A 9,280-nucleotide genomic window follows, 5' to 3' on the forward strand; every position below is an offset into this window, starting at 1 on the left:
ATAGAAGCTCGCGCCGCTCAAGAGCACGCTCCACCTCCCAGCTCCTTTGGCGGCTTACGCCGGAACAAAAATCATTACGGTTAATCCCACACTTTGCTCCTTCATCCCTGCAATTTTCTTCCCCCCACTCGCCGGGTCGCCCATTCGCCCTATCTCCCGTTCGTTTGCAGTCTGGAGGAGCTGGTTGTTGTCTTCGACCGGCTATGACATGAAAAGGGAGCGAAACGGGAGGAGTGGAGCCATGCCTGAGTTGCCTGAAGTTGAAACCGTACGACGGAGCCTTGAACCATTTCTCGTTGGTCAGACGGTCGTGCAGGTTGAGGTACGTGAACCACGATTACGGCGACCACTACCTACAACGTTTGCACGCACCCTTACTGGCCGGACTATCCGTGCGATCGATCGGCGCGGCAAATATCTGCATCTGCAACTTGATAACCAGCAGATTTGGCTCGTGCACCTTGGCATGACTGGGCAATTGATTGTTGAAACGCGAGAAGTTCAACCTCTTCTTCACGACCATGTTCGTGTGGCCCTCGGTTCGGGACATCAGCTTCGTTATAACGACCCGCGGCGATTCGGACTCATGATTATTGGGACCGCAGAGGAGATTGCAGCGGTGACGATGTTGGGGTGTGAGCCGCTGGGGAAAGAGTTTTCAACGCGCTATTTGCTTGAGAAAGCCGCAGCGACGAAGCGCACTATAAAAGATGTGCTGATGGATCAACGCGTTGTCGCGGGAGTAGGAAACATCTATGCGAGTGAACTGCTCTTTCGTGCCGGCGTGCGGCCAGGCCGTGTTGCTACAACGCTAGATCTCAAGGCGATAGAGCGAATCGTCAAAGCGACGAAAGACGTCTTACGGGAAGCGATTCGTCATCGTGGGAGTTCTATCTCTGACTATCGCGACGGCGAAGGGAAAGAGGGCAGATTTCAGCAACGGTTCCGTGTCTATGATCGAGATGGTGAACCGTGCCGTACCTGCCACACAGCGATCTGTCGAGACACGCGCGGTGGGCGGAGTTCGTTTTTCTGCCCGAGCTGTCAGCTCTAAGTCTACGGTATGCCATTCCCCAGTTCCCCTTGAGTTTCCGTCACTCCCTGGCATACTGAGCGGACCGGGAAGCGAAATACTCTTGAGAGGAGGCGGTAGGCGTGGATCTTCCCCAGTGTCGTAAATGTAATAAAGGGTTGCTGGTACCATTATCAGACTTTGGCCCGCGTGGAGCGTCGTTGCAATACAAAGTCTGGAGTTGCATCAATCCAGTGTGCGGATTCACTATCCGTATCGATAAAGGGGTCGTGTTGTACGGTATGAAGGTTGGTGAAACAAAGCGTATCTAAGCTGCTTCCGTCTGATGCGACGATCAGCGACGTTCCTCTTCGTCCCCTTGCCCGTACACCCTTCCTGCCTTTGCTGGTCCGTACTTCCCACTGCTTCTTACTTATTAGGATGGATGACAGCCTGCCTTGTTGCACGCCCATTCTGAAAGTGATCGTGACAGATGCCCGACACCTGTCACGATACTTGTAGGGTAGGCCTCTGAGCGTAATTTTACTTACTCAGCAGACGGGCCACCGATATAGGTCGTATACTGCCGATGAGCCGGGAAGGCAGCATCCCAACGGAGGCTCGCATTCTGGCTGTTGGCAAATTGGAGCGAATACGCGACCGCCTGAATCGGTGTGGTCGGGGTCCCCCAGGTAGCGGGACTATTTGGATCGTATCCGCAATAGCCAAATTGACCACAGGCGAAGCGAATGCGGAACCATCCGCCTGGCACTCCTGGGGTGACGATTTGCGCTGTCGGTGTAAAGTTCACTTCATCGGGAAGGCTCAACGAAATCGAGTGTGAGTTCTCGGCTTCGTCGTACACCGCGAGGTTCACGTTTGCTGCCGTACCGCTTGTGACTCTATCCTTCCACAACCAGACCTCTGTCCGACCGCCAAGCGTACTCTCCGAGAAATAGCGAACGATGAGGCTTAGCGGTGAATCGCCGAAGCGATTGGCTGGTGGATAGCCGAACCGATCGAAGGTTTGCACGACGTCGCCACTAAAGCCGTCGATCCGTTCGCGGTTGCCATATACTCCAGCGGGAGCGCAGTTTGCTGATGCGCCTTGCTCTTCGATACAACGATTCAGGTAGAAACCAATCTGAGCGTCTTCGTCCGCAGCAACTGCTGGATGTCCCAGCCCACCGCTGAGTGCGTTGTAGGTCGAGCCATTGGGGAAGACCTCAGCTTCGATGCTGACTGCATTGAAGCCCGTGGCTGATCCTGCTGGCAGATCGACCAGATAGGCATGACCAACGAGAATGTTCCAATCACGGAACGGGTAACCAGCCTGACCAGGGAAAATCGCCGTGGCTTGAGAGACCACGTCTGCAGTAATGTACCCAGCCAGGATATTGCCTGAACGTAACTGTTCAGCAATCCCAGTTGGTGCTTGGAAAACTCCGCAGGGCTTTGCCTGGTTCGTTGGATTCACCAATAAATCAAGCAAACTGCACGAGAACACATCATGGGGCGTCAACGTGATATTGAAATCAAACACGTGCTGTGAGCGAACATTCCAGAGCGTGATATGAACTATCACATTGCTTCCTGGATTGGCAGTGTTGGTAATGGCAATCAGCGTGTCTTGATGATTGAGGCCACTTTGTGTTGGGTTGACCTTAAAAAATGGAAAGAGCAATGTCGCTGCCGGAACGTCGTCCGGGATTCCGATCACGGCCTGAGCTTTTCCGCCAAATGCCAAGAGAAACGCTGTCGTGAACAACGCCCCCCACATACGTAGTCTTTTTCGCATGCAAATCTCCCTTGCTGAAAATTTGCTTTTAGTTATCGGATGAGCAGGGGGATTCTTAAACGCAAATTGTGAAAAAACAGGCTGTTATGCTCTTTTGTCGCGAATCAGGGGTATACCTGAATGCCGGCCCGAGGAGATCCGGAGGTGAGAGGTGCTGTCGGGGAAATCTGTGGGGGAAAAGGGGGATACCTTGCACCGGTTAGGCAGCGCAGCGGTCGCAGAGTCCCTTCATCTGGATAACGACATTCTTCGCAGCAAGTGCACGAGGAATTCCTCGTGTCGGGGAAATACGAACATTGACATCAGGCAAGCACGCGACTTCTCCGCAATCGGTGCACATAAAGTGAGGATGCTCGCTTTGATGACCGCGTTGTCCTTCGGGCCGCAGCTCGAACCGCCAAACATGATCGCCAACGTCGGTGCGTAATAACAGCCCGACTTCGGTGAGGTCGATTAAGTTGCGGTAGATCGTCGCGCGATCAAATCCCTTCTCTTCAAGGGCTTCAAAAATCTCCGCGTGGCTCATGGGGGTCGTCGTCTCTTGGAGGTACTGAAACACCGCAACCCGAGGGGCTGTACTCCGCAGGCCAGAGTTGCGAATGGTGGATCGAAGCTGACTCATTAAAGAAATAGGTTGCCGCTGTTTCATAGCGATTCCTACCCTAGCGCGTTGTGATGAGAATCGCAACCTTGGATGAGGGAAGTGATCAGCGGTCAGCAAGAACAGTCCGCAGTCGTCAGTTAGCAGTATTCAGCAAAAACTGTATTGGGAAAATGGAGAACTGACAACTGAATACCTGCGTGGGCCTTGCTGACTGACTGCTGATAGCTGATAGCCTCTTGCACGATTAAGGCAGCTGTTCCCTGCGCGGCAGAGAGAGCCGGGCGTAATGCACAAACCATGCGATGGCAAGGAGCAGGCACAGGTTTGCCGTAGCCATCTGTCCAGGAGGAAAATCATAATGATTGGCCAGGACAAATGACACGAGCCCTGCAGCAAAAGACACAAGCGGGGCGAGGAAGAACATCGTGCGAATCTCACGGCCGAGGTTTTTTGCAATCAACGCAGGCAGGACTAAGCAGGCAAAGGCATAGACTACCCCTGAAACATGGATCGAGAATCCAATCGCAACGCCAAGCCAAATCGACAGCAACGCATCCCACCGCCCAACAGGGACGCCGACGGCTCGTGCCATTTCGGGATCAAGGACCACAAGTAAGGCAGGTTGATACCACCAGGCTAACGCTCCTGCAGTGAGTAATATCAGTGCTGAAAAAAGCCATACATCCATCGCGGTTGCGCCGACAATGGTGCTCGAAAGAATATGGTTGACCTCTTCCAACCCATGAGGACTGTGGGCCAGGAGTAACACTGAGCAACTGACAGAAAGGAGGAACACCCACCCGGTAACGGCTTCGTGGCTTTCACGACCCGCAGCTTTGCTTCCGCGCGCCGTGAAGAGGGCGGCAAGAATCGCGAGTAGTCCACCCATAATGCCGTGAAAAATGTGCGAGCGGACCCAACTGTTTTCATCGTGAGTTAGCAGGCTGCCGATGACCATGCCGATCGCGATACCCATTGTCGCTGCTTGTGACACCGCTGCTCCGATAAAAATCTGATCGCGGGCAACAACCAGTACCCCGATCAACGAGAGCAAAATGCCAATGAGCCACCCTGAAAGATAGGCATTATGAAACAGCGGCCAGGACGCAAGAAAGTTGGCGATCATGACACTGCTCCGTTGGTGATCGCGGGCACGACATGACCCGACGAATCCGTTGCCAAGAGAAGTTCTCCTCCGTAAATCCGCGCGAGATTTCCCGGCGTTAGAACTGTCTCACGTGCACCGGCAAGCATCTGTCCTGAATAGAGCAAGCCGACATGGGTGGCGTAGCGTGTGGCCAGCTCAATGTTGTGAGTCACAAAGAGAATCGTCTGTTGCTCTGAATGATTGAGCGCGGCGAGCAACCGGAGCAGTGCATCTTCGGTCGGCAGGTCAAGATTATTGGTCGGCTCATCAAGGACTAACAGGGCCGGGCGGCGAATCAGGGCACGGGCTACCAGTGCCCGCTGGTGTTGTCCACCAGAGAGTGCCCAATAGCTCTTGTCGTCCAATCCTAGCAGCCCCATTTTTTCCAGTGCCCAAGTCAGTCGCTGCTTGCGGTCCGTTCTGTCGACGCGGAGTCCGACTAATCCTAGCTCGACGAACTCACGTACCGTGATGGGTAGGGTGTGATTGAGGTCACACCGTTGCGGAACAAACCCCGTCCGTTCGCGGCTGGCAAGTGTTGGGTGAAGCTGCAAGGAGCCAGAGAGTGGCGGAAGTAATCCGAGAACGGCACGCAGGAGGGTGCTCTTACCACCACCATTCTGGCCAAGGAAGAACCAGAACTCGCCCGCTTGGATCTGGAAGTTGAGGTCGCGCAGGACGACATGCTCACCGTAACCGAGGGCGAGTGAGGTCGTTTTCAGAATGATGTCGCCGCTTACTGCCACGGCTTCCTCACGACACACCACACAGGTGCGACAAAGGTGAAGGTTGAGCGTATGGCTGACAACCAGTAACGCGGCACCAGTGGTAACCAAAGCAATTTCATACGGGCTATCTGCCAGGGAAAAACGTCCGAGCAGCACCATAGCAGCAGCGGCTCCGAGCGTAAGCAGCACCCGTTGATGGCGATGAACCCTGAATCCCCACGACAGACTGGCGACAGCAACCGCAAGTGTGGTGAGAACAAACACCGCCTCTGTCTGTTCCCCCGCCAGAAATCCAAGGCCAGCAAGCGGGAGCAACGTGATGAGGAGCGGCGCGAGAAGGCAATGCACGGCGCAAAGCAGCGAGAGGAAGATCCCCACTGGGTCGAGCCAAGCAACGGGACCATCCGAGGAAGGGAAAGAGGGGAAGTGGGAAAGAGGGGGAGGAAACGGAGAAGCGGAGACAGGGAGAATCGGGGAGTTCCTCTCCTTTCCTATCTCCGGCTCTCCGTTTCTCTGGCTCCCCGGTTCAGCGTGCGTTTCCCTCCTCACTGTCATTTTACTTCACACTTCCCAACGCGGCTGCGAGCTGCCGGACATTATAATCCGCCATATTGAGGTATTCGTCTGTCCCAGGTCGTGCCCCAGCTTGATGCGCCATCGGGACCACCTTTGCTCCAGTATTTTGCGAGACGAAATCAGCGTAGCGGATGTCATAATACGCCGTCGCCAAGACTGCTCTGACATTATTGGCTTTCATTACGTCCACGATCTCGCCTAAGTGCGCGGTTGTGGGCGGAATCCCTGGCTTCGGTTCCAACGTCCCGACCAGACTCAGTCCATAACGTTCTGCAAAATAGGGCCACATATTGTGATCGGCAACGAGTTTTGCCCCGTGGTGTGGTTGCAGCAGCGCAAACCAACCGCCGAGCAAGCCTTGCTCATTGTGACTCTTGAGGAAGTCATCAAGCTTGCCATGCTCAAAGAGGGCGGCGAGTTTCTCGATATCGTATTTCTTGGCGAGGGATTCCCCAACCAAAGCGTTACCCAGCCGTTGGCGGAACGAGGTGTAACGATCGGTAAAATACTGCTGACTGGCTGGTTGTATTTCGCTGAAACGCTCACGAATCAACCCTGCGACCCGTAGCCCATTGAGTGGATCAAGCAAATAGTGCGGATTGCCAAAGGGATGGACATCGCCCATCGACCGATCGACGGCAACGGTAGGGACTTCTCGCGGGGTAATGGCTGTTGAGGCGTTGATGTGACCACGCGCGCCAGCAAGGACGTTGCCGTTACGCGACTCGCGCAGTAACACCGGTGCCCAGCCGATTTCGAGATCCATGCCGATCTGGATGTACGCGTCACACTCACTGAGAGACTTAATGAAACTAGGCTTGGCTTCTAAAAAATGTGGATCTTCAGTGCCCTTGGCAAACGTGACTACCGTCACTCGCTCGCCACCAATCTCGCGCGCCAAACTCCCCAGCTCAGGGACGGTCGCGCAGACTTTGAGGGACTGCGCTAGGGCAGACGATCCGAGTAAGAGTACCACCAAAAAGATCCCAATCATCCTTAGTGTTCGATTTAACATATAGTGAGCCTCGCGTAAGACGTGTTGCGTGTTACGTATTGCGTGTTGCGTGAAGAAGGGGCTAGAACTGTTTTTCCTCTCCCAACAAGTCTCAAGCCTCTAGCCCCTAGTCCCAATTAGTACTCGTGCGGTGGATGCTGCCCATACAACCACTGGAAGCCCAGCCAAATGGAATGGGCATTGTTACTGCCAGCTAAATGTCTGGCGTTGTCGAAGTTGTATTGCAGACGAATGCGCGTGAATTCACTTGGTTGCCAGATTAAGAGTGGAGATACGCGGTGACGATCAGCACGGAACGGATCACGCTGCCGTCCGCCAATGCTTTGTCCGCTACTCCCTGCATATTCATACCGAACGCCGGTGGCCCAACCACCGTAACTCCCATAATAGAAGCCATAGAGTAACTGTGAGTATGCGCCCCAGTCTTCCAGAGTCCGTCCAGGAATGGTCGTGACCTCACCAGGTTCATCTTCATGCCTCAGTGTGAAGCGATCGGCGTGATAATCGCGTCGCATCAGCTCCGTCTGCCACGTGACAAACGGCCAGCCTCGGAAGCTGTTGTTGGGACGCCACCTCCACTTCATATCGACTCCGTAAATCCAGGTGTCTCCGCGTGGACCAGTGGCATTGGGGCCGTACAGGCCTGAAGCACCGATGTTGGTGCTCAGACCGTTGCGGAAATCGTAGAAATTTTCCCAACGCGCCAGGTAGGTAAAATCCTTCATCGCGCGGGTGTCGCGGTTGATGCGTGGACGAAAGCCAATGCTCTCATCGTTGAGGGCATGCTCATGCTCTTCGCCTTCCTCCTCATGTTCCGCTTCTTCTCCGCCACTGTGCTCGTGGCGACCGCCGAGGAAACTGGTCATGGTTTCACCGTTGGCGTTTTGCATGCCGACGTGAATGATGGAACTAAAGTTGTCCGCTTTCCACCAACCAGGGAGCAACTTTGGCAACAGCACAGAGGCACGAAAACCTGGGGCTCGGATACCATCGGGACCAAACAGGCGGTTATTGACAATCGGTTGATCGATCCAGTCCCACTGATGCGGGTGGCGTGGATTGATCTGGCCGAACTCGGTGAGAAAGTGGCCGACCTCAAGCTGCAACCCATATGGGAGACTTCGCGTGGTTAGGAATGCTTCTTCAAGTTCAAGGTTTGTCTCTCCGCTTTGCGCGTCAAGAAATGTGGTGATATAGGCGCGCGCTTCGAAGTAGGGATCCACGATACCAGAGAGACCCAGCTCACCTTCCGCAAGAGTGAAGCCACGCTTACGGGGATCATGCCCGCCACCCTGCAATGTCTGGATGACACTATCTCGTTTAGATGATGCACCGGCGAAAAACGACGGAATGAAGGAGAGGTCGATATATCGCTGCGCTGCCGCACCAGGAGTGGTGCGAGCTATGGTACTGGGGCGATCCGTTGTAATACCTTCTTTCGTCATGAACGAATCGATAGCACTCGGCGCCGGTTGTGCTGATGGAGGAGTTGGGGGGCGAGCTGGCGCGCCCTGCATCGACTGGACGGCATTCTGCAATTGCTCGACCGTACGTTGTAGGCTTTCGACTTGCTTCTTGAGCGCTTTCACTTCTGCTGAATCATCCGCTGCTGCCACACTGAAAAATGGCGGACACAGGATCAATATGAGTGCAGTAAGCACACGGCTCAACACTCTTCGCATAGCATCCTCCTCCTCGAATACATCAACTGTGCACGCATCGGCTACGCTTGTCCGCAACAGAATGTGCAACCGCGCGCAGTTGAAAATATAGATGTCAGGGCAGGAATAAATTTAGGACACGAACGGTGGAGAGCGGGGGGAACTGATGGGCTGCCAGAACCGATAGCGAGATTGCAATTCGGCAAAAACGAAGACCTCAACAATCTCAGCAAAAGTAGACAAAGCAAGGGAGGCTGTGATGAGAACCGGGGTGGCAGCCACGACGCAGAGCTGGCATTCCTGACGAGCACTGCCTTGAGTGGACGTCAGGTGAACGTGAGATGCCGTGGTAACCCACAACGCCAGTAGGCTCAGCAGCCCGAGAAGCGCGCTTCCACGTTTCCACCGTAATGTCCACCAATTCTCAGTCATGTTTCAGGTCGCACAACGTAGTCAATTGCAACTGAGTTGTCAAGCTCATGACGCCTGCTCTCGGGCCAGGCGCGTGGGAGCCCGAGCAAGCCTAGTGCCGTGTCTCATAACCTCGTGAGCAATTGTAGGGGGTGCGAAGCGCGCCAACTGACTGGCGCGTGGTACGTGCCCTACGATTTCACCACTAAGGCGGTGGCAGGAAACAACTTACCGCAATAGTGATTGACCGGAGTGGAGAGCCTCTGCACAAGAGCAGGGATGAGAGACGAGACCATTGTGTGCTGGCTTCGGTCTAAGTATCGAAGTC

8 protein-coding genes are annotated in these 9,280 nt (G+C 54.6%); 2 read left to right on the top strand and 6 right to left on the bottom strand.

The genetic code is table 11. The features are described from left to right. The first annotated feature begins 187 nt into the window (after positions 1–187). Together mutM and FJ147_24955 are read left to right on the top strand one after the other, a co-directional pair. Positions 188–1,054 carry a bifunctional DNA-formamidopyrimidine glycosylase/DNA-(apurinic or apyrimidinic site) lyase gene (gene mutM / locus FJ147_24950; protein MBM4259134.1) on the top strand — a complete coding sequence of 289 codons (867 nt, stop codon included), beginning with the start codon at positions 188–190 and terminating at the stop codon, positions 1,052–1,054. A 101-nt stretch (positions 1,055–1,155) separates the two neighbouring features. Then, positions 1,156–1,344, top strand: coding sequence for a hypothetical protein (locus FJ147_24955; protein MBM4259135.1), 189 nt, complete (start codon positions 1,156–1,158; stop codon positions 1,342–1,344). 215 nt (positions 1,345–1,559) lie between these two features. Here the strand turns inward: FJ147_24955 and FJ147_24960 are convergent, their stop codons facing one another. From FJ147_24960 to FJ147_24985, 6 genes are all read right to left on the bottom strand, one after another. Beyond that, positions 1,560–2,810, bottom strand: a complete 1,251-nt coding sequence (locus tag FJ147_24960) for a hypothetical protein (protein MBM4259136.1) — start codon at positions 2,808–2,810, stop codon at positions 1,560–1,562. 199 nt (positions 2,811–3,009) lie between these two features. Then, a complete protein-coding gene (locus FJ147_24965) occupies positions 3,010–3,459 on the bottom strand; it encodes a transcriptional repressor (protein MBM4259137.1) in 450 nt (149 codons plus the stop codon). 199 nt (positions 3,460–3,658) lie between these two features. Beyond that, on the bottom strand, positions 3,659–4,540 hold the full coding sequence (locus tag FJ147_24970; protein ID MBM4259138.1) for a metal ABC transporter permease: 882 nt from the start codon (positions 4,538–4,540) through the stop codon (positions 3,659–3,661). Next, complete coding sequence (locus tag FJ147_24975; GenBank protein MBM4259139.1) at positions 4,537–5,844, bottom strand: ATP-binding cassette domain-containing protein; 1,308 nt, start codon at positions 5,842–5,844, stop codon at positions 4,537–4,539. Before FJ147_24975 ends, FJ147_24970 begins: the two co-directional genes overlap by 4 nt. Position 5,845: 1 nt before the next feature. Next, positions 5,846–6,880: a zinc ABC transporter substrate-binding protein gene (locus FJ147_24980; GenBank protein MBM4259140.1), complete on the bottom strand. Its 1,035-nt coding sequence runs from the start codon at positions 6,878–6,880 to the stop codon at positions 5,846–5,848. A gap of 116 nt (positions 6,881–6,996) precedes the next feature. Next, the gene (locus tag FJ147_24985; GenBank protein ID MBM4259141.1) at positions 6,997–8,562 is read right to left on the bottom strand and encodes a hypothetical protein; all 1,566 of its coding nucleotides are present in this window, start codon (positions 8,560–8,562) and stop codon (positions 6,997–6,999) included. Positions 8,563–9,280 lie beyond the last annotated feature (718 nt).

It is taken from the genome of Deltaproteobacteria bacterium, assembly GCA_016874775.1.
GTDB lineage: Bacteria > Desulfobacterota > Binatia > Bin18 > Bin18 > VGTJ01.